This is a genomic window from uncultured Rothia sp., from assembly GCF_963544205.1.
GTDB lineage: Bacteria > Actinomycetota > Actinomycetes > Actinomycetales > Micrococcaceae > Rothia.
Window position 1 is genome coordinate 94,352 of sequence record NZ_CAUUDY010000006.1, and the last position, 21,743, is coordinate 116,094.

A 21,743-nucleotide genomic window follows, 5' to 3' on the forward strand; every position below is an offset into this window, starting at 1 on the left:
TCCCCGAGAAGCGGCAATACGGGGCATAGCGAAACCCCCGCCTCCGGCAAAAGCCAGAAGACGGGGGTTTCATGCTACCCAGCGCGCAACGCCGGGGGTAGCTAAAAATTAGGAGCCGTACGAGATTTAGGAAACGTACGAGAAGTCAGTGAACAGCAGGTTCTGCAGCTTGTAGCGGCGAATGAAACGAGCCAGCTCCGCGCGAGTAGTCGGCGCGGTCGGCTTGAACATACCCGAAGCGTCGAGCACGATGTCGTTCGCGCCAGCCCACGCAACGTAACGGTGCAGAGTGCCCGCACCGAGCACGTCGCGGAAACGAGAACCGGCAGGCTCGTTCATTTCGGTCAGCTGAACCTCCGCGTTGTACTGGAACAGTACAGCCGCCAGCTCCTCGTGAGAAACCGGTGCGGTCGGGTCAATCTTGTCGCCACCGGTGAGCGGCTCGGTGATCTTGCGGTCACGAGCCCAGTGCAGGGCGTTCGCGGTCGGGCGACCTGCCGCATCCGCGAAGGGAGCAACCTCAGAGTTTTCACTCACGCCAGCGTGGCCGGCAGCGTGGTTCAGCAGAGCAATAAGCTCCTCACGGGTCACGGGGCGGTCCGGCTCGAACGCGCCAGTCTGCGGGTTCGGCATCAGCCACTTCTTCTGGTTCGCCATGCGAATATCCTCAGCGAACGGGTGGTTATCCGGAACGTCCTCGAAAGAAGTCTTCAGAATCTTGGTCTCGGCCACAGGGATGCGTGCAGCAATCTGGTGGGTAATCTCCTGGCCCCACGGGTCGGAGCAAATATCCAACTGCAGGGCGTGATCGACACCCTCCCCCTGCATCAGCTCGATGGGGAACTGGTCGCTACCGCTGAAGCTGTCAGCGTCACCGTCAAATTCGGGGGTGAGCATCCAGGAGCGCAGAGTTTCGAAAGAGTCGTTACGAACGTAGCCGTGGCGTACGGTCAGGGTGGTGCCTTCGGTGAGGAATTCGCGCAGACCGTGTGCAGTGTAGTTGACGGTCATACCGGTTTCGGTGATGGTGGCGCGCTGAATGACGAGGCGCGGGCCTTTGGTTTCCTCGGTTGCCGGGGCAAGGTTTGCGGGTGCTTCGTCTGCCTGAGCGGCCTGTGCCTGCAGGGTCAGTGCGCCTGCAGCGGCGGCGGCGGAAGCACCCTTTACAAAGAATCGTCGTGAGAGTCGATGGTTAATCAAGGGCATGATTGTCCTATTCAGTTCTTGTTTGAGTTGAGTGAGTTACGGGTGGCAGGACGCGCGGACAGCGGCGTAAACGGTGAGTGAGGCCGATACGTTGGGCTCCCTCCCCCCTCTGGCGTGCGTGAGTGAAGCGCAGCATGCGGGGTGCGGGTGTCTGTCGGGCGGATGCGCGGTGAGTGAGACCGGCATGATTCCTGGACCCAGTCATCTAGCCTACCTTAAGGTTTCCGTTAAAGCGAAGATGAAACGGCGGTGATTTTACGCCCATTTTCGGTGTTCGACGAAGTAGGGGCCATATCTGGCAACGTTTGCCGGAAGTTGGTATGGGTTTTTGATGGGGTAACTTTGGGTTGTTCTGCACCGAGGCGTTCCGGAATGTGGAATACGTGGGATTCTGCGGTTTTATGTGTGACACGCCGTTGCGAACCCTTTTCAAAGAGTTATAGTTATTGGTACCCTATCACTGTTTCTATATTCTCAACAAAGGAGTTACCCATGGAGGCCAAGGAATTCTCTGAGAAGGCCCTCCTCTTTTTCGCCAAGTCCAAGTACGCCGACCTCTTCGGCGTGGCACTGGTTATCGCCATCGCAGTCGCATCAGGATACCTGAGCACCAACCTCGCCAAATACGTTGACTGGGGCCCGATCACGCCCTTCATCCCCCTCGGCGTGATCTCCGTGATTAACGTGGGTATTTCAATGATGTCTACCCGCCTGACCGGCCGCCTCTCAAACATCGGCAACGTGCTCGGCATTATTAACACGGCGCTGTCTGGCGCGATTGACTACATTCTGGGCAACAAGGCAGCAATCATCACCTACCCGGTCACGTTCATCGTGTACACCTTCGCGATTCGTAGGTGGCAGAACTCCGAGCGCGGCAAGGCAATGGAACCGCCGACCGGCGCGAAGGGTCAGCTGATTATCGGCGGTATTGTGGCGGGCTCGTTCGCGTTCTCCCTGGTCACGAACTACATTGGCTACGGCGGCAAGACCTCGTTCCTGTTCTGGATTACGACCGTGGTGTTTGGTCTCTCCCTGTCAGCAAACATTCTGAACGCGCTCAAGCTCACGATGCAGTGGCAGTTCTGGTTCCTGTACAACACCGTGCAGTGCATGAAGGCGCTGACCCAGGGCAACTTCGCGAACGTCGGCAAGTACATCTTCTACATCATCAACAGCGTGGCAGCGCTCCTGCTGTGGACCCGAAGCGGCACCGCAGCCAAGGGCACCGTGGCGGTGGCGTAAGGGGTGGTTCCTTAGCTTTCTAGTGCTGACCTTTCTACCAGCTAACGCTAACGCATGAGGAGGCCCCTCGACCTGCAGCTTACTGCTGCGGGCCGAGGGGCCTTACCCATGCCCCGCGAGTGTGGGGAGTACACCCGCAAGGGCTTTGCCGAGACCACGCAGACGGGCTCATCCCCGCTCGCGCGGGGAACATTGCTTGGAGTGACGGACCTTGAGGCCGAAGCACGGCTCATCCCCGCTCGCGCGGGGAACATTCCCACTTCGGGGGTGTTATCGGCGGGCCAGCCGGCTCATCCCCGCTCGCGCGGGGAACATAGGCCCTTAATCACCTCAAAAATGGTGGTGGTCGGCTCATCCCCGCTCGCGCGGGGAACATGGCCTCGATACGCGCGGCATCTGCTACAGTGAAGGCTCATCCCCGCTCGCGCGGGGAACATTCCCGCATGATTACCCTGCACGCCCTCGCCACCGGCTCATCCCCGCTCGCGCGGGGAACATCGATATGCGCTACCCCATTGGGCGCGGTCAGACGGCTCATCCCCGCTCGCGCGGGGAACATTGTCGGTCGCCGTTATCTTTAACCGGAGCAGGCGGCTCATCCCCGCTCGCGCGGGGAACATGAAGAAGTGAACCTTACCGCCGCGCAACCATTCGGCTCATCCCCGCTCGCGCGGGGAACATGCGTTAGCGGCTTCCACTAGCTCTAACGCGTCCGGCTCATCCCCGCTCGCGCGGGGAACATGAAGATCAAGGCAAAGAAGGGTTAGAATATGTCGGCTCATCCCCGCTCGCGCGGGGAACATTTATGGAACTTGTCGCGGCCGCCTGCGCCGCCCGGCTCATCCCCGCTCGCGCGGGGAACATATCCTCTTCCTCCACCACCTCATAGCTCCACACGGCTCATCCCCGCTCGCGCGGGGAACATCGTGACCCAGGATGCGCCAGGCCGCCGGTGGGCGGCTCATCCCCGCTCGCGCGGGGAACATCCAATAATAGTGTGTTCAAGAGATTCAGTGAGCGGCTCATCCCCGCTCGCGCGGGGAACATCGAAGAGCCGAAGAAATAGCGTCGATAGCGTCCGGCTCATCCCCGCTCGCGCGGGGAACATCCGTCCACCTTCGCGCGCGGGTGCTCCAGCGGCGGCTCATCCCCGCTCGCGCGGGGAACATTACCGCATCATGCACGCCGACAAAACCGTGGGCGGCTCATCCCCGCTCGCGCGGGGAAAATCACCCGGCTGGTAGCCTATCCGCCGGTGAGCCAGGCTCATCCCCGCTCGCGCGGGGAACACGTAGCACCGGCAGGCCTGGACATCACCCGCGTAGGCTCATCCCCGCTTGCGCGGGGAACATGTTGCCGCTCTATTTTTGTGCCCTCAGCCAGGCGGCTCATCCCCGCTCGCGCGGGGAACATCACCCCGCTAAATGTTGTGGTTGGTGGGCAGACGGCTCATCCCCGCTCGCGCGGGGAACATAAGTTGGTCCCGTAGGTGCCTTCGAGACCGCTCGGCTCATCCCCGCTCGCGCGGGGAACATCACATCCCCTGCCCTGTCGATTGCGGCGTCACCGGCTCATCCCCGCTTGCGCGGGGAACATGCCTCACGCCTGAATGAATCGGGGGTGAGGTTCGGCTCATCCCCGCTCGCGCGGGGAACATACCTCAGGCGGATTCTCCGTCATGTCGCCGCGCGGCTCATCCCCGCTCGCGCGGGGAACATCCCTGAGAAGCACACAGGGCAGGGCTCCCTCCCGGCTCATCCCCGCTCGCGCGGGGAACATCAACCGCCCTTGAACCTCGCTCCTTCGTCCCGCGGCTCATCCCCGCTCGCGCGGGGAACATTTATTGTTATTGTCGCCCGGGCGGGGGCGGGGCGGCTCATCCCCGCTCGCGCGGGGAACATGCTGACCAGCTGGTTTGCCTTAGCGAGCGCAGCGGCTCATCCCCGCTCGCGCGGGGAACATTGATTCTGAGATTGCGCCTGATTCGCCGGTGTAGGCTCATCCCCGCTCGCGCGGGGAACATTCCCAATTGATGAACTGGACATTGTCGGCATTCGGCTCATCCCCGCTCGCGCGGGGAACATCCTAACGCTGGCTTCCAGATGGTCGGTACGCCCGGCTCATCCCCGCTCGCGCGGGGAACATTTCCGCCAGATTGGTGTTTTCACCGGCGAGGGCGGCTCATCCCCGCTCGCGCGGGGAACATCAGCGCGTTAAGCGTCTCCGGTCGCGGCACTCCGGCTCATCCCCGCTCGCGCGGGGAACATCTTGGTTTTTTTGAGGACGGCTGCGCCGTGTTCGGCTCATCCCCGCTCGCGCGGGGAACATGTCTACAGATTCGGATTCGGTGCTCATTTTTTCGGCTCATCCCCGCTCGCGCGGGGAACATTCGAAAAGGTAGCCCACCAGCGTAACCTCCCGCGGCTCATCCCCGCTCGCGCGGGGAACATTATTGGCTTGTCGCAGAGGTGGCAGTGGAGTCCGGCTCATCCCCGCTCGCGCGGGGAACATTCCGCCTCGACACCGTCGATGACGTAGAGAAGCGGCTCATCCCCGCTCGCGCGGGGAACATCTCTGCACCCCCTCCCGCCGGGAAAATGATGGCGGCTCATCCCCGCTCGCGCGGGGAACATTCGACCGCAGAGGCGAAGAAACAGGTCATGGACGGCTCATCCCCGCTCGCGCGGGGAACATGGTTTCACTGCCGGCACGTCCCAGCGCGGCCGCGGCTCATCCCCGCTCGCGCGGGGAACATCAAAAAGCTGACTGACCTGCGCGGCGGGAAAACGGCTCATCCCCGCTCGCGCGGGGAACATCTGGTGCCTCTGGCATGGTCGGTCTGATTCTGCGGCTCATCCCCGCTCGCGCGGGGAACATCTAAAACATGCTAGACTGGTAACATACACCCCCGGCTCATCCCCGCTCGCGCGGGGAACATCCTACCTCTAGGAGAGCACCCATGACCACCGGCGGCTCATCCCCGCTCGCGCGGGGAACATTTGCTAATTCGGAACTTCGAAAACTTGCCGTACGGCTCATCCCCGCTCGCGCGGGGAACATTCGCCTTCGGCGATCACGACAGCCCAGGCATCCGGCTCATCCCCGCTCGCGCGGGGAACATATCTGAGTCATCGCTGCGGCTTCCATCACCGGCGGCTCATCCCCGCTCGCGCGGGGAACATTGTTCGCGTTACGAATGTTGAGACGGGCGAATCGGCTCATCCCCGCTCGCGCGGGGAACATACGACACGCTCACGCTCCCTAAGTGGCTTACCCGGCTCATCCCCGCTCGCGCGGGGAACATACGGGGATAGTGCCGTAGTTCTCCAGGTCCTGCGGCTCATCCCCGCTCGCGCGGGGAACATACCGTGAGTACGGCGGTCTTGCCGGTCTCGTCCGGCTCATCCCCGCTCGCGCGGGGAACATCTACGCAGATTACGGACGGTCTGCAGGCTGAGCGGCTCATCCCCGCTCGCGCGGGGAACATCGATACACCCCGAGCGGCATCCCCGTGCTGAACGGCTCATCCCCGCTCGCGCGGGGAACATCAGGTGCAGGTACCTACTCATTTCCCCCCCCTCGGCTCATCCCCGCTCGCGCGGGGAACATTACGCGGATGACGATAGGTTAACTTATAGGTACGGCTCATCCCCGCTCGCGCGGGGAACATACTTGCTGACATGGGGGTTTATCCCCTACATCAGCAAAATAGAATCACTTTGGAGCCAGAGCCTGCATCCAGGATACACGATAAACAGCAGCTCCTAACCACGACGAGCACGGCGATACCTACTCGCCTTACTCCACCCAGATTTCGGTACCGTTTTACGAACCACCGGACGATAAATCAGCTTCACACCCTCAAAATCGACAGGCTCCCAATCCGCATTATTCACCCGAAACTCAAGCCGCTGCTCATTATCCGCCGGAAATACCATCGTCGCCCGACCAGTACCACCCGACTCCAGCACACGCGCCCACAACTTCTCACGAATCCTGGCACTCACACGACCCACAAACACCCCAGGATTAATCTCCAAAAGCCACTTCGTCAAATCACCACGAAGACTTACCGGACAAGCAGACAGCACAATCACAATCATGACTCATCCCCAGAAAAGTTCGCACGCGCCGCAGTACCTCCCGTGTACTCATCCCACAAAAGCATCTCAGTACTATCAAGCATCTCCTCGGGAACCTCCTCAGACAGCAAAAGCCGCTGAATATCCCGCACGACCCGTTCCATCACCTTCTCAGAACGAATACGGTCACGCACCGCCCTACGCGTCACAGACCCAATATCCATGCCCTCCGTATAGCCAGCAACCACCTCAAACGCAGCAGGAATCGTAACCTCAGCCTTATACAAATCAGCAACGTCATACACAAAAGAAGAAGCATGACCCGTATGCACAAAGCCCAGCCCAGGTGCACACCCCAAAGACACAATCGCCGCATGAACAATCCCATACAACGCAGCATGAGCAGCTGACAACGCTTGATTAATCGGCGACCCATCACCAAAATTATTCGGATCATACTCGCGGCGCTCCCACGGAACACCAGTCCGCTCAGACCACTGCCTATACACAGAACGCACCCTAGCGCCCTCCCTACCACGCAGCTGCTGCATCGTCAGCTCGCTCGTGTCCTCACCAGGAAAACGCCACTGATACATCATGCGTGCCACAGCCAAACGGCTCCGCGTATTCGATACCAACTTCGCCTGAGCAATCAACAGACGCGAAGAACGCGCCACAGACTTACCGCTCGCATAATAACGAACACCCTGCTCACCAACCCACACCACCGTAGTACCACACTCCCCCAACAAAGCCATCGCCTGATGAGTAATACGAGTACCCGGCCCCAACAACAAAGCGCTCAAGCTCGCAGCAGGGCAATGAACCACGCCCTCTTCCTTCACAAACGTCACCGCACTATCCGCACGGGAAATCGTCGCATGCTCCACATACACAAAACTCAAACGGTCAGAACTACGAAACAGCTCAGACGAGCTCGGAGGAACAGCCCCCTGCATGATCTTCTCCTATGAACATCAACGTGCCACCATCGGCACAAAATATGAGTGAATAAAGAAAGGGCGGGGCACCATCACGCAGGACAGTCCCCCGCCCTTCACCCGCGTTACCTAGCGGGACAGGGGCGCCAAGGTCAGAAGGCCCATACCGTACGCCTTGCCCCTACCCATACCGGAGAGCAGAGACTTACGGAACAGCTCAACATCAGTGATGCGAAGAGCACCATCAAACTGAGCCTTACGGTGAGTCACCTTACCGACCTTACCCTCAGCATTACGACGAGCAAACGCAAGGTCCTGACGAGAAGAAACCATCGGGCACTCCTCAACATCCTGACCTTCAACCGCGGGAATTACTTCAAACCCCCACTGCGGAGCACGCTCACGGATCCACGCTTGCTGCTGCTCAGCCGTCACATGCGGGAACACCTCTCGCTTACCCGTTTGCTTATTTGTGTGACGCTTCACCGGGTTCGCGGCGAGACGGAAAGCCCATTCCTGACCGTTCTCCAGCTTCGCCAGCAGGCGACCATAATGAGCGCTCTCACCAGGGCGAGTCTGCCAACCAGCCTGCTCCACAAGAGCCGAAAAATCAGGCTTCTCAGGGCTCAACATATACAAAGTCGGCGCATGCTGAGACTCATCCAAACGCCACAGAATACGGCTCTCAGAATAGTCTGTATCCGGCGGCAAAGTCGCCATCACAGCGGCATGCATCGCCTGCGGGCTACGCAGCAGTTTCCACGCACCACGACGCTGCGGATTAATCATGAAACGAGAAAAATACGTCATGCTTCCATCACCGCCTTCATGTAATCAGGCTCAGTATCCTGGGTGGAAGAATTCTTATCTTCCTTGATATTTACGAGGACAGGCTCAACCGGCACAACCTCACGCGAAGCATACTGCCGATGCTCCGAGCTGAAGCTCACCGGAATATCCCGCACCAAATCGCCACGCTCACCAGGCAACGCATCACGCAGGATACGCAACGCAACCGGGCTCGGAAAGTCCTTGCGACGGTACTCAGGCACCTGCCACTCCAAGGAACGCAGAGTCTCCTCAGCAGACTCATCACGAATACCCATGACAAGGTCGTAACCAGCCGGGCATGCGCGCCGCCCAAGATACAGAGGATATACGGGCTTCTTCAGCGCAGACTCGATAGTCTCCAACTGTTCACGTTCACCTTCCAGAGCCACCACAAAAACAGCATCCGAAAGGTACATACGGGTCGAAAGAGAAGCCGCACCATTCGGGTTCTTAGCCCAATTCTTAGCGGTCTGATAGTCACGAATCAGGGTACCCTGGGCATCCGTACGCACCGCGAACTTCAACGCAACCAGGTCATCAACCGGCTCGTTACGCGAGCGCCCCAGGGCTGCAGCGACCATTCCAATCACGCCAGACTTGCTCGGCTCATGCCCAGCATCACGGCGACGGAAACGGCTCTGAGTGCCCCATGACTGCAACGGCCCGCTCATCTTCAAGAGCAGGGTAGGCATTAGGACTCCTGAGAGGTGAGAGCAGTCAGCTGAGATTCCAGGGACTCCAACAGACCCTTCAGAGAAACAGACTCGCCAAGACCAGCCAGTTCTTCCTTGAGGTCACCCAAAGCCAGAACATACGAAGCGACCGGCTCGTAACCGTATGCTTCTTCAATGTTCTTAGCCTCAGATGCGAGCGCACGAGCAGCAGCCACGCGGCGGCCCTCAACCTCGGTGATAGCCTTCTCGAAGGCGTTCACGTAGGAGATGGGGCGGTCGTTACGAACGGTCACGATAACCGCGTCAGGCAGGGTGCGTGCAGCGAAAGAATTCTGCTTACCGGTAGGCATGGAATTGATGAAGGAACGGACAAACGCCAGAGTTGCCTCAACACTTGCAGAAACATCGCCCAGATTAGCGTTCAGTGCATCCAGGTTGATGTTGGCGTAGCGGTAGAAGGTGCTTGCCGCCATCTCAACGGTGCCAATCATGCCCGCACCGGTAGCGTCATCCGAAGAACGAACGACGTCATCCACGGCGGTGTAGTAGTCGAAATCAGGCTCAGAGCCGTGAACACTCAGGGCGTGTGCTACCTGGCATGCTGCGTCAACGTTGAAGTCGGCAGCTTCTGCCAGCATGCGACCGAAGAGGGCGATGTCAACGCTGTGGTTGGTGTCGAGGATTTCCTTAACATCCTTCGCAACGAGCTTCTCACCATTAGCATCAATAATTGCCTGTGCCAGCTTGTCAATCTGCTGGTTGCTCAGCAGAATCAGGTAGCCAGAAACAGCGCGGCCTGCTTCTTCGTCTTCCTTTTTCTTCGGCTTCTCCAGCTTAATCTTTGCCGCCTTGAACGCCTCAACGACAGCCTTTTCAGCCAGGTCAGCATCGAACTCAGGCGCAAGGTCCAGGATACGTGCCACTACCTTGTCAGCAACCAGGCGGGTACGTACACCCAGCTTCGAGCGGTCAAGGTGCGATTCAAAATCGCGGCGAATAACGGACTTCCAAGCCTGGCTGGAAACGCGCTGACGCTGAACGCCGCCAAAGAAGGCGGACTTGGGGCTGCCGGTGTCGTCACGGTTAATGTTCGACGGAGGCAGGGTCTGCAGGGCGTGGATGTCGACGAAAGTAGTCATAATTTTTTCCTTCTTTCAGGAGTGATAGTTACTTAGTGGTTTTGTTCGCAGCAGCGCGGACAGGGATGAGTCCGTAGGAGAAGTCGCGGTTCCAGCGGTACAGCACCTTCTGACGCCTCGTAGGGTTCAGAAGATGCATGTAATCCACCGCAAATCGACCGTAGTCAAAGGCAATACCTTCGGAACGGAGCAGAGTAATCAGGCTACGCAGGTAATGCTGGCGAGCGTTCTCCGTCTGAGCGGTCAGCAGAGAATCAAAACGCTTCTTCATCGAAGAAGTAGTCTGACTGACCAAACGACCGACTGCCTGACCGAAAGAAATACCCGCAACATGCATGGGCTGGTTCTGCGCCTGCTGGTGCAGCGCAAAAAGAGTCAAAGCAGTGTATGCAGCATTCTCCGCGTTACTCGGCTGGTCGCCCTTGCCTCGGTACTCTTCGGGGATACCTTCAGTACCGTCTTCCTTCTCCAAGACGAATCCCCAAAGCTCAGGATGAGCCAAGGGCGGTTCACCCGTTCCCCGGCGAAGCTTCGCCAGCTGTGCAGTAGCAGACGAAACACCGCTACTCTTCTGGTGGTAAAGGCGCATCACCTTTGCAGCAATAAACTGTTGCAGGTCATTCTGCGCAGTACGGTCACTCATTCGTATCCTCCTGAGGTGAGTGAGAGGTAGAGGCTTGATAAGCCAAAGGGATGATCTTACGCAGACGCGCATGGAGCTGCCGTTCTGCGTGAGCAACGCTGTAAAGAACTTCGTTCCCGGAAAGATCCTTACCAAAGAAGCCAAGCATAGCCTTGGGTCCTGCACTATCAATAAGGATGTTCGATTCGTGCTGGATAGCGTTACGCACCAGACGCTGCCATTCTTCCTTCTTGACAGAGATGTCTTCTGTAGCCCCCTGATTTGCAAGCCAGAGGCGGAAAGATTCTTCCATACGGTTAAGCACGGCTTCGGTAGCATCTGCACGGAATTCATATTCCCGACCTGCGGCACGCAACAAATTACCCGCAAACTGCCCCAGAGCAATTGCCGCATCCATGGTTGCCTGAATATTTTCACGCACCATCTGGGAGGCACTCACACCTTCATCAGTCAGCAGAGAAAGCTCAAGGGTCATAGAATCAGAAATAATATTCTCAATCACGGCGCTCTGGTTGCCATACTCAACACCTACCAGCTGAACCTGTACCTCCGCATCGGTCGGGAAGTACCTTCCCGAACCCAACTGACGAATCACAGGAGCAGGCTTATTCTGCTTCTCCGATTCCGGGGTAAGACGAGTCAGCAGAGCATCAGCACCACGCCACAAGGTACGTTCAGCCGAATGAGCCTGAGGCATCCACACCTGTTCAGTCTTCGACGACTGATTCTTGCTGTACCGATACCCGGTCAGAGGGTCAGTATAGGTATTACGGTCAAACCACTTGTCGCCATTAGCAACAAGGACCGAAGTTACGCGCTCGCCGTCATGATGCAGGCGGATACGACGCGACTGCCAGGTCAGAATCTCACACATACCACTCGCGGGCACCGGCTGATCCTTGTATTGAGCCGCGGGACCACCAGTGTACGCACGGGGTGCTGCGGTATCAGGCTCAACACGCTCCCATACCGGGAGGTCGAGCGTAAACGACTCATCATCAGTCAGCTGCGCGTAGTCGAGGCTGTACAGCAGGGTCTCCATCATGTTGGCGCCGTGAACAATCACCTTGCCAGTGGTGCCGTACCAGCCAACACCCAGAGGATAGCCCTTACCGCCCTTAACGCGGGGGTCGCCTACCGCACCAGATTTAATGCCCGAGTAGTCCCAAGCTTGAATCGTCAGCAGGTAGCGCGCCGCTTCAGCAAAGCTCAGAGACTCCAGGGTCTTTTCAGCACGAACCGAGAAGTACTCACTCTCCGAGTCCAAAAGCAAGCGGCTAACGGGTTTGGTGTCTCCCTTAGCCGTGTGCAAATCATGCACCTGCATAAAGGGGCGGTCACCGCCTACCAGCCAGAAACGGTCCTTGAAAATTTCAAGGTATCCCAGAACAGCAGTCAGGTTATTAGCGTCGGGCTCGCGCATCTGGCGAATCCAGGGAGCCGCGCCGCCACAGCTCTTAACACCTTCGCTAAGAAAAGTGGCGCGCGCAAAGATAACGAGTGCAACGCCCAAGATTGCAACATCGGTTAGCGGATTATCCGTTTGAATTCGGTCAATCTCATACAACCGCTTGAAGAAATCATGGAGTGACAGCTCAGCAACCTCGCCCGTTTTCAGTCGAACCGGGATCCATGCTTCATCAACAAGGTTGAAGCGGGGTTCTTCCAAGCTAGCCATTCTCACTCCTTTCATCATCGAAATCAGCTCACTGTCGCGTGACGAATGAGCAGTCATAAAAATTGTTTCTGGTCCACAATAGGAGGAGACCAGCGGTTTAGCCTTGTCAGGAGGCTCTTGGTGAGCCTCTGTCGGCTTGATAGTTCCACTATAGGAGCACCAAGAAGGTTAAGTCAAGGCAATCTACCAATATTTATTAATACCTTTAATATTTTTAAGGTGTAGAGTGGTAGAGGAAGCAATAGAAGCAGAATCCCCGCTCACGCAGGGACCACATCAACCAATTTTATAAATACTGGCTCATCCCCGTCTGCTTCGGGGAACATACGCCTCGCACCGTAGCGAGGCACGCACTAGTCTACCGTCTAAGGAGAATCATGGCACCCGCCCCTGAGCATCTTTCAACACCTGAAACGGCATCATTCTGGGCAAAAACAGGAGATAAGGACTCCCCCACCCGCGGACTCTCCCTCGTTCAGCACATGTTCGACGCCGGCGCTGTCGCCGCCCGACTCTGGGATACGTGGCTCGCCCCCGGCCTGCAAAAGCGATTCAGTGAGCATCTCCATCTCTCCATGGAAGATACGCGCGCACTCGTATGCTGGCTCGCCGCCACCCACGACATGGGCAAGGCAACCCCCGAATTCTCCGGGCAACTCGATGCACGACGCGACGAAAACCTCGCTGTGTACCGTCAGCGTATCGAACAGCAGGACTTTGAGTTCCCCGAAGACCTTGTCACTCCTACTAGCGGCTTGCGATGCCCACACAGCAAGTACAGCCAGAGTATTCTCATCCGTCTACTCACCAGCAACGTTGAGGGCATGCAGCGCGAAGTTGCTGAAACTCTCGCGAGTATCTCCGGTGCACACCACGGCACACCCGCAGACTACATGCCTACATCCACTGAACTGAGCAACGTTATTTTGGAGCGCCTCTCCCCCAGGTGGCATGCCACCTGGCAGGAGCTCTACAACATTACCCTGAAACGTTTTGGCGCATCCTCAGCGTTGCAACAGCTAGCACAGCACGGACAGGTTCTCCCCGTTTCCGTGCAGTTCTGCATTACCGGTTTCGTCATCATGTCAGACTGGATTGCTTCAAACCCTGATTTCTTCCCCATGGGAACCTTCGGTTCAGCCGAGCAGGAGCAGCGAGCGCGCATCGGCTGGCAGACGCTCGGGCTCGAACAGCGTTGGATTGCCGCGCTGGACACTAACCCCGACACACCCGTAGCTGATCTTTACGCATCCCGTTTTGGGTGGAGCAACCCGACCCTACGCCCCATGCAGGAAGTCGTAGTCGAAGCGGCACGCTCCATGCAAAGCGGCGGCATGATGTGCATCGAAGCGCCGATGGGTCAGGGTAAGACTGAAGCCGGCCTCATCGCGGCCGAGTTCCTTGCGCAGGCAACCGGTCGCACCGGAGTGGCCTTCGCGGCACCGACTCAGGCGACCTCCAACGCTCTCTTTGACCGTGTTATCGAATGGGTGAAATACCAGACAAACAACGTGGCACAAGAACAGGGCGGACCTATTGAGCCGCACTCCATGTTCCTGGGCCATTCCAAGAACCGCTTCAACAAGTCCTACGAGGCACTCTCCAAGGCAGATATTTTCGACGAATCATCTACCCCCGGGCGAGAAAACAACCGAAAAACGTTACGCCCCGGAACGTCTCTCGCCCGCCACAGTTGGCTCAGCGGCACCAAGAAGGGACTCCTCTCCAGCTTCGTTGTGTGTACCATCGACCAGGTACTCATGACCGCCCTACAAACACGGCATGTGATGCTCCGGCACCTCGGTCTTGCTTCCAAAGTCATCATCATTGATGAGGTGCACGCCTACGACGCATACATGAGCAAGTATCTTTCCGCTGCGCTCTACTGGCTGGGCCAGATGAATGCGCCCGTCATTCTCATGTCGGCAACCCTGCCGTCAGCCACTCGCAATGATCTCATGGAGAACTATGCAAAGGGCCTGAGGATTGGAGCAGAACTGAACAAGGCAGCTGCTTCTGTTTCTGCGCCACAGAATAATGACAAGCTAGCTCGTATGATGGCTAATCTTGCGAAAAATCAAGTACCTTCAGCACCTGCTGTGACTGATAATTCTCCTCTTGATTTGGATTACCCCGTCATTCACACGCTCGCTGCCGAAGACAATGGAACTCCCAAGAAATGGAAGGTTGAACAGCCTGTAGAGCAAACCGAAATCGAGCTGAAGCTCATTGACGACAGCCCCAAAAGCGTCCTGAATGTACTCGAACCGCTCGCTAACGACCACGGATGTGCCGCAGTCATCTGCAATACCGTTGGACGAGCCCAGGAAATGCACGCATTTCTGAGTGAACGGTTCGGTGAAGAGCACGTTATCCTCACGCACTCTCGCTTTACCGCCACGCACCGCGCCGAGCAAGAAGAACTCCTCGTATCGAAGCTCGGCAAGAAGGCGCACTACAGCGAAGCTGACGGGGAGGATTCTTCGCGCCCGCACCGCCTCATTGTGGTGGGTACGCAGGTCATCGAGCAGTCGCTTGACCTGGACTTTGACGTGATGATTACCGACTTCGCGCCGGTCGACCTGGTGCTTCAGCGCATGGGACGTCTACACCGCCATGAGAACCGTGACAGTTCAGAGCGAGCCCCCGCGTACCGCAAGCCGGTGTGTTACGTGCGTGGAGTTGAGGTTGTGGGTTCGCACAACGAGGCGCCAGATTTTCCGAGCGGATCCAAAGCTGTCTATGAACCGATGATCTTGCTCAGCAGTTACGCGCAGCTACTCCCCCACTTTGACGGTACGCCCATTCGTATTCCGGCTGATATTAGTCCGCTCGTGCAAAAGACCTACCGTAAGAGTGCTTCTGCCGATATCCCGGAAGCATGGTCTGAGCGCTATGAAAGCGCCGAGAAGGAATGCAAGAAGAGTCAGAAACAAGCTGAGACCCGCGCTGAAGGCTATCTGCTCTGCGCACCCAAGCGCGAACAGTACACCATGGCGGACTGTATGAATCGTCTCCTTAAGCCTGACGACTTGCGATTCTCCGACGACCAAGTTGGTGAGGCCAAGGTTCGCGATACCGACTCGTCTTTGGAGGTTATCGCAATCGTGGTGGAGCGAAACGACCCGGGTAACCCCAAGAGCGCGATTGTAAGCTACCGACTCTTGCCTTCCATCAACGGTACTGACGAGGCTGACTCTCTCTGCTTTGACGCTTCAGCCGATGACCCGCCGAGCTACTGGCAAAGCATGCAACTTGCGGCTTCATCGATTCGACTCCCCTACCAATACTCAGATGCGCCCAAGAACCGCATCAAAGGCAGGAAGCTCCGCTTCGACGCCGCACTCGACCAGCTGGAAAAGGAACGCATCGAAAACTGGCAGAAATCATTCGTCCTCGAAGGGCAGCTCATCCTGCCCTTCGAAGAGGTCGAAGCAGGCGTGTACTCGTACAGGCTCTGCGATTACGAGCTGGTATACACCACCAAGCTAGGGCTGCAGAGCTTCAAGCTTGATAACGAAGACTAGCCAAGATAAACAAAGCCCCCGCCGGATCCTCTCGTGGAGCATCCGGCGGGGGTCTTTACTATATAAACTTTTCGGCGCAGTTCACGCTGCAGGATTTACCCTGCAGGGTTTCACAGCGTCAGGCGGCGGCTACTCAGATTCGCCGAGCATGCCCTCACGAGCCAACGCAGTCAAACGAGACACCGCACGGAAATACTTCTTCTGATAACCACCAGCCAGCATCTCCTCAGTAAACACCTTGTCAAAAGGCACACCCGAAGAAACAATCGGCAGGTCCTTGTCATACAGGCGGTCAGCCAACACCACAAAACGCAACGCCACCGACTGCTCAGTAATCGGGTGAACATCACGCCACGCAATACCATCCAGACCATCAATCAGCTGACGGTAACGCGACGGGTGCACCTTCGCCAGATGCTCCACCAAGTCAGCGAAGTTATCAACACCAACAGTCTGGCCGCCGAACACTTCCTCAACCTTCGCATCAAACGCATCATCAGCAACAGGCTCCGGCGCAGCAGGCAAGCCACGGTGACGGAAATCCTCACCATCCACACGGTGCACCTCAAACTGCGAAGCAAGCACCTGAATCTCACGCTTAAAATCCTCAGCCGCGAAACGGCCCTCACCCAGCGCACCAGGCAGCGTGTTCGACGTCGCCACAAGCTTCACGCCAGCATCCGCCAGCTCACGCATCAGACGAGACATGAGCACAGTATCACCCGGATCATCCAGCTCAAACTCGTCAATACACACCAGCTTGTAGCTGCTCAACGCCTCAACCGTCTTACGGAACGTCAACGCACCCACCAGGTTCGTGTACTCCACAAACGTGCCAAACGCCTTCGGACCATCCACATAATGCCACAGCGACGCCAACAGGTGCGTCTTGCCCACGCCAAAACCGCCGTCAAGATACAGGCCAGCCTTCGTCGAATCCTTCTTCTTGCCACCAAACAGGCGACCAAAGAAACCGGCACCAGCGCCGCCACCATTAATCTTGTCGCCAAAATCCTTCAGCTTCTGCACAGCCTCAGCCTGCGACGGCTGATTCGGATCAGGAATGTAGCTATCAAAAGACACTTCACCAAAACGCTCAGAGGGGCGGAAACCCGCCAGCAACTCATCAGCAGAAACGCGAGGGATGCGGTCGGTCAAGTGTACGGTCGTGGTGGGCACAAAAACTCTTTTCTTCAGTGACGGCGATGTGACTTCCGCTTTAAGTGTAGTACTGTCTAACACCCCGCGTGAGCCGCATGAGTTGCCCGCCACATTACGGGCATGAGGAGGGAGTGGGCGGGGTGCGGGGCCACTCTGTTTTGCTTGGGCCGCTCAGTGCCAGTGGAGGTGCTGCTCCGCGCCGGTGGAGGTTCGGTCATGACCTAGCAATTTCAGTCATGACTTAGCGTCTTTGGAGGTGGTTAAAACCCCACCCTAAAGTCATTAACCCATTACCGAAAAAACTAAGTCATTACCGACTCCCGCCCACATATCCGACGCAGACCCAAATTCGGTAATGGGTTACGGATTCGTGCCATAGGTTAGCGTCTTTGGTCGTAGTTAAAAGCCACGGTCGAAGACACTAAACCATGGCACAAATTCTGCAGGGTCGGCGCCTCCGCGAGTGTAGATTTATTTGATGCATAAAGCATTGATGTGTCCGAATAATGACGTTCAGATACTATTGCACTCAAAACAACGCAAATAGACACAAAGATGCGGTAGGGTGGTAACTGTAGTGTTCTACGGCGCATTGATGCGCTTGTTAGGCGCACTACGGGGCTGTTTTCCTTCCGGAGGTCAGATACGACCCACAAAAGCAGCCCGACACTAGTAACTAAACAACACACCATCACCGACGATAGGAGCGCATCTTCTATGGATTCGACCATCTTCAACCGCCGTACCCTGCTGGGCGGCGGCGCACTTGTGGGCATTGGTGCCCTGCTTGCGGCGTGCGGCCAGCAGGCAAATAACGAGGCGGCAGCCACCGCCTCCGCCGCGCCGAGCGAATCAGCTTCGGCGTCTACCGCGGCATCTGATACTGCTTCTGCATCAGCTACTCCGAGCCCGGTCATTACTCGTGGCTACTCCGGCGGCTCGAAAGCACCTGACGGCGAATACCGTGAAGCTGATGAATACGGTATGGCTCAGAACGTCCCTCTCCCCAAGGCTAAGCCGCAACAGTACCCCGAAACCTTCGCCGGTCTGCGTGAGATGATGACCGATTGGGTCAGAGCCCGTAACTACGGCATTCAGACCGGTGATATGCAGTATGTATGGCCCTATATGCTGGATACCTACGAGAAGGATATTAAGTTCCTCAAGGATATCGAGGGTCTTTATCAGCGTGGCGGCTGGGTTATTGCGGGAACCTCAGATTTTCAAGCAGAGAGCACCCTCAATTACGACGATAAAGCAAAAGAGTATTGGGTTCTTACTCGGCGCCTTTGGACCTATGCCATCTATGTCAATCCTGATGGAAGCAGGACGGAGCATTCCAATACCAAGCATGATAATAACGAAGTTTTCATGATGCGTTATCGCTATAAGGATGGTTATTGGTATCTGTCTGGTTATGTTTCTAATAAGCAGCTCCGCGAACAAGGAGTTATTAAATAATGCACAAAAAACAACTATCCCTATTCTGTGCGACATGTATAATAGGTTTTATTGGCCCTGCTTCACATCTAATTTACGCTTTAGAGGACACCTCAGATAACAACAATCATAGTATTTCCGACGTAAAAGCACCGTATAGCGTTCCCTCTTCATATGATGATGTAGATGATATAGCTCAAACAAATGCTTATCCTAATCATGAGTCTGCCCAAGATGATCTTAGGACTGCAAAACAACAGCAACAGCAAAAATTTGAGGAGACGCATTATCTTGCAAATGATGGCATGGGCGGTCAATATTACGCTTCAACCACCGATAAAGACTCCTGCGTCACCGCTGATCATCAGCCAGGACAGTACTTCCGCACCTGGATGCAGCCTGACGACGGCAACGACTACACCGGTTACTACAATACCTCCGGCATCGGAACCTACTGCACCCCAGTAGAATCCCGCACCCTAACCGCCAATAACCCCGGAGAACCTCGCAAGCCAAACCCTGCTGAAATGCTTCAAGAAATTGAAGACAAATTCGCCAACACCGATATCCGACCCCCTATCCTGAAGCAGTCCTATAACTCCGGTAACGGCACCGGCAGAGCTAAAGGTGACCCGAATATCTACAAGGGCGACAACGTCAATTTCTACGCTGAAGCTCCCACCGCTTATTGGGAAGGTGAGCTTTCGGCCGGTCACGTTGAAATCGAGTCTTATCCGGTGCAGATGACCGTCCAGTACGGCAACGGTGACGAGGGCACGTCTTACACCATCGGCGAGCCCATCTACCCGAAGTCAGGCTCGAAAGCACGACCGACTGCGACCAGCTATGCATATAAGCGTTCGGGTAACTTCCACGCCTACGCAACGGTCTCTTATGCTGGCCGGTACCGCGTCAATGGTGGCCCATGGCAGGCGATGCGTACTGTCATCAAGAAGGACACTGCTGAACCGCTACTGATTCGTGTGTGGTGGGTTGATGTGGGCCGTGTCGGCGGCACCTGCGATGAAGACGATACTCGTTGGGGCTGCAAGAACGACCCCACCATGGGTAAGAAGGATAACCCGAACCCGCGCCTACGCAAGGCCGATATCCGCACCGGCCAGCGCTGGCATCTGAACGACAATGGTGACGGGGACACAGAGTATTCACTGCACCGCGACTGGCCCGACATGTAAAGCCCCCCCCGTGGGTCTTACGCTGAGAAGCCACATGTTCGCCGAGAAGCCACGATAATGGTGGCTTCTCGAAACACATGTGGCTTCTCATCTATCGGGGTTCTTCCCTTCGGCTGGATAGTCTTCCGGTTTCTAGCCAGCCACCTATTCACACTTCACACCGATATGAGGAGTTTCCTCTATGACTTCCACTCTTTTGACCCGCCGCTCAATGCTGAGCAGCGGCGTGTTTGTGGGCCTGGGGGCCCTGCTTGCGGCGTGTGGCCAGCAGGCAAATAACGAGGGGGCAGCCACCGCCTCTGCCGCGCCGAGCGAGACCGCTTCGGCGTCTGCAGTGGCATCTGAGTCTGCATCTGCTTCGGTCTCAACCGCCCCGAAGCCTGTTGTGACTCGTGGATATTCGGGCAATTCCAAAGCCCCGGATGGCAAGTATCGCAAAGCTGATGGTTACGGCCCTGCGCAGAACGTCCAGGAACCCCGCAAAGAGCCCGCACAGTACCCTGAGACCGAACAAGGCCTCTACCGCATGATGAAGGACTGGCTTGTCTCCCATAACTACGCCATCCAGACCGGTGACTGCTCCTACGCGTTCAAGTACATCACGAAAGACGCTGAAGAATACGAGTTCTACCAGTACATCGAGAGTCTTTACCAGCGCGGCGGATGGACCGTTGACGGGCTGGACAGCTACCAACCTCAAGGCCCGCTCATCTACGATGAGGCGAAGAAAAAGTACCGCATGTTGCATCGCCGGTTCTGGAGCACCGTTATGTATGTAGAACCCGACGGTACATTGAATATGGAAGCTAACACTGACACCAGTGACGATACTTTCTACTTCCTCTTCACCTATTCTGATGGTTATTGGAAGATTGTTGGAAGTAAATCAGACGAAGAATTGCAAAACGATAAATAGCCTTTTCTTTTGATTCACATACCACGCCGATACGAGGAATACACTTCCATGACTTCCACCATTTTTACCCGCCGCGCAATGTTGAGCGGCGGCGCACTCATAGGCCTCAGTACCATTCTTGCAGCCTGCGGTCAGCAAGCTAACAATGAGGCGGCAGCCGCCTCGGCATCATCGACCACTGCTCCGAGCGAGACCGCTTCGGCGTCTGCAGTGGCATCTGAGTCTGCATCTGCTTCGGTCTCAACCACCCCGAAGCCTGTTGTGACTCGTGGATATTCTGGCGGCTCGAAAGCACCCGACGGCGAATACCGTGAAGCTGATGAATACGGTATAGCTCAGAACGTCCCTCTCCCCAAGGCTAAGCCGCAACAGTACCCTGAAACCTTTGCTGGTCTTCGTGAGATGATGACCGATTGGGTCAGAGCCCGTAACTACGGTATTCAGACCGGTGACATGCAGTATGTATGGCCCTATATGCTGGATACCTACGAGAAGGATATTAAGTTCCTCAAGGATATCGAAGGCCTTTATCAGCGCGGAGGCTGAGGTGGTACGCTCCCCGGGCTGGGTCTGTATTCCTACTTTCTATTTTATCAAATAAGATTATAATAAGGAGTGTTTATTTTCGGAGGTTTTTATGTCATTTCTATCAAAAAATTGGGCAGGACTGTCAGTCTGCCTGATCATTTCTATCATCTCTTGGGTTTTAGGAGGATTTCTGCCTGTTGTGGGAGCACCTGTTTTCGCCATTTTTATCGGAATGATTCTCCATCCCTTTCTCACTTCCTATACACAACTGGATGCCGGTTTGACTTATAGCTCCAAAAAACTGCTTCAGTATGCTGTTATTTTGCTTGGGTTTGGACTCAGTATCTCACAAGTTTTCGCAGTTGGAACATCTTCCCTTCCTGTTATCCTTTCAACTATTTCAATTGCATTGATTATAGCTTTCTTTTTCCAACGCTTTTTTAACCTTGATACAAAGCTAGCTACCTTGATTGGAGTTGGATCTTCTATCTGTGGCGGTTCTGCCATTGCAGCGACTGCTCCTGTTATTCACGCCA

Annotated in this window: 16 protein-coding genes and 1 CRISPR repeat array; of the genes, 7 read left to right on the forward strand and 9 right to left on the reverse strand. The window is 56.4% G+C overall.

The genetic code is table 11. From position 1 onward, the window contains the following. Positions 1-126: 126 nt before the first annotated feature. Positions 127-1,206: an S-layer homology domain-containing protein gene (locus tag RWZ58_RS04930; protein ID WP_314657841.1), complete on the reverse strand. Its 1,080-nt coding sequence runs from the start codon at positions 1,204-1,206 to the stop codon at positions 127-129. Between the two features lie 492 nt (positions 1,207-1,698). Here RWZ58_RS04930 and RWZ58_RS04935 point away from each other — a divergent pair, with 492 nt between their 5' ends. After that, on the forward strand, positions 1,699-2,451 hold the full coding sequence (locus RWZ58_RS04935) for a nicotinamide mononucleotide transporter (protein ID WP_314657843.1): 753 nt from the start codon (positions 1,699-1,701) through the stop codon (positions 2,449-2,451). Between the two features lie 164 nt (positions 2,452-2,615). Further along, a CRISPR array of direct repeats spans positions 2,616-6,121; the repeat unit is 29 nt; unit sequence CGGCTCATCCCCGCTCGCGCGGGGAACAT. A gap of 94 nt (positions 6,122-6,215) precedes the next feature. Here RWZ58_RS04935 and cas2e read toward each other — a convergent pair. The 7 genes from cas2e to casA form a co-directional block, all read right to left on the reverse strand. Continuing rightward, positions 6,216-6,554, reverse strand: coding sequence for a type I-E CRISPR-associated endoribonuclease Cas2e (gene cas2e, locus RWZ58_RS04940; protein WP_049352937.1), 339 nt, complete (start codon positions 6,552-6,554; stop codon positions 6,216-6,218). Further along, positions 6,551-7,492, reverse strand: coding sequence for a type I-E CRISPR-associated endonuclease Cas1e (gene cas1e, locus RWZ58_RS04945; RefSeq protein WP_314657845.1), 942 nt, complete (start codon positions 7,490-7,492; stop codon positions 6,551-6,553). Before cas1e ends, cas2e begins: the two co-directional genes overlap by 4 nt. Before the next feature lie 111 nt (positions 7,493-7,603). Beyond that, positions 7,604-8,284, reverse strand: a complete 681-nt coding sequence (gene cas6e, locus RWZ58_RS04950) for a type I-E CRISPR-associated protein Cas6/Cse3/CasE (protein ID WP_313987848.1) — start codon at positions 8,282-8,284, stop codon at positions 7,604-7,606. Further along, entirely contained in the window at positions 8,281-8,997 is a 717-nt protein-coding gene (gene cas5e / locus RWZ58_RS04955) for a type I-E CRISPR-associated protein Cas5/CasD (protein ID WP_314657848.1), read from the reverse strand. The genes cas6e and cas5e overlap by 4 nt, the downstream gene beginning before the upstream one ends. Continuing rightward, a complete protein-coding gene (gene cas7e / locus RWZ58_RS04960) occupies positions 8,997-10,118 on the reverse strand; it encodes a type I-E CRISPR-associated protein Cas7/Cse4/CasC (RefSeq protein WP_314657850.1) in 1,122 nt (373 codons plus the stop codon). Before cas7e ends, cas5e begins: the two co-directional genes overlap by 1 nt. A gap of 28 nt (positions 10,119-10,146) precedes the next feature. Beyond that, positions 10,147-10,761, reverse strand: a complete 615-nt coding sequence (casB, locus tag RWZ58_RS04965; protein ID WP_314657852.1) for a type I-E CRISPR-associated protein Cse2/CasB — start codon at positions 10,759-10,761, stop codon at positions 10,147-10,149. Continuing rightward, positions 10,754-12,439, reverse strand: coding sequence for a type I-E CRISPR-associated protein Cse1/CasA (gene casA / locus RWZ58_RS04970; protein ID WP_314657854.1), 1,686 nt, complete (start codon positions 12,437-12,439; stop codon positions 10,754-10,756). The genes casB and casA overlap by 8 nt, the downstream gene beginning before the upstream one ends. A 377-nt stretch (positions 12,440-12,816) precedes the next feature. Here casA and cas3 point away from each other — a divergent pair, with 377 nt between their 5' ends. Beyond that, positions 12,817-15,966, forward strand: coding sequence for a CRISPR-associated helicase Cas3' (cas3, locus tag RWZ58_RS04975; RefSeq protein WP_314657856.1), 3,150 nt, complete (start codon positions 12,817-12,819; stop codon positions 15,964-15,966). Between the two features lie 129 nt (positions 15,967-16,095). On the opposite strand, the gene zapE is transcribed toward cas3, so the two are convergent. Next, the gene (gene zapE / locus RWZ58_RS04980; RefSeq protein ID WP_049327058.1) at positions 16,096-17,145 is read right to left on the reverse strand and encodes a cell division protein ZapE; all 1,050 of its coding nucleotides are present in this window, start codon (positions 17,143-17,145) and stop codon (positions 16,096-16,098) included. A gap of 699 nt (positions 17,146-17,844) precedes the next feature. Here zapE and RWZ58_RS04985 point away from each other — a divergent pair. The 5 genes from RWZ58_RS04985 to RWZ58_RS05005 form a co-directional block, all read left to right on the forward strand. After that, positions 17,845-18,588, forward strand: a complete 744-nt coding sequence (locus RWZ58_RS04985) for a DUF6318 family protein (protein ID WP_314657858.1) — start codon at positions 17,845-17,847, stop codon at positions 18,586-18,588. Between the two features lie 284 nt (positions 18,589-18,872). Further along, positions 18,873-19,763 carry a peptide ABC transporter ATPase gene (locus RWZ58_RS04990; protein ID WP_314657860.1) on the forward strand — a complete coding sequence of 297 codons (891 nt, stop codon included), beginning with the start codon at positions 18,873-18,875 and terminating at the stop codon, positions 19,761-19,763. 181 nt (positions 19,764-19,944) lie between these two features. Beyond that, positions 19,945-20,679, forward strand: coding sequence for a DUF6318 family protein (locus RWZ58_RS04995; RefSeq protein WP_314657862.1), 735 nt, complete (start codon positions 19,945-19,947; stop codon positions 20,677-20,679). Between the two features lie 48 nt (positions 20,680-20,727). After that, positions 20,728-21,225 carry a DUF6318 family protein gene (locus RWZ58_RS05000; protein ID WP_314657864.1) on the forward strand — a complete coding sequence of 166 codons (498 nt, stop codon included), beginning with the start codon at positions 20,728-20,730 and terminating at the stop codon, positions 21,223-21,225. A 91-nt stretch (positions 21,226-21,316) separates the two neighbouring features. Next, on the forward strand, positions 21,317-21,743 hold a 427-nt coding region (locus RWZ58_RS05005; protein WP_314657866.1), incomplete at its 3' end, for a putative sulfate exporter family transporter.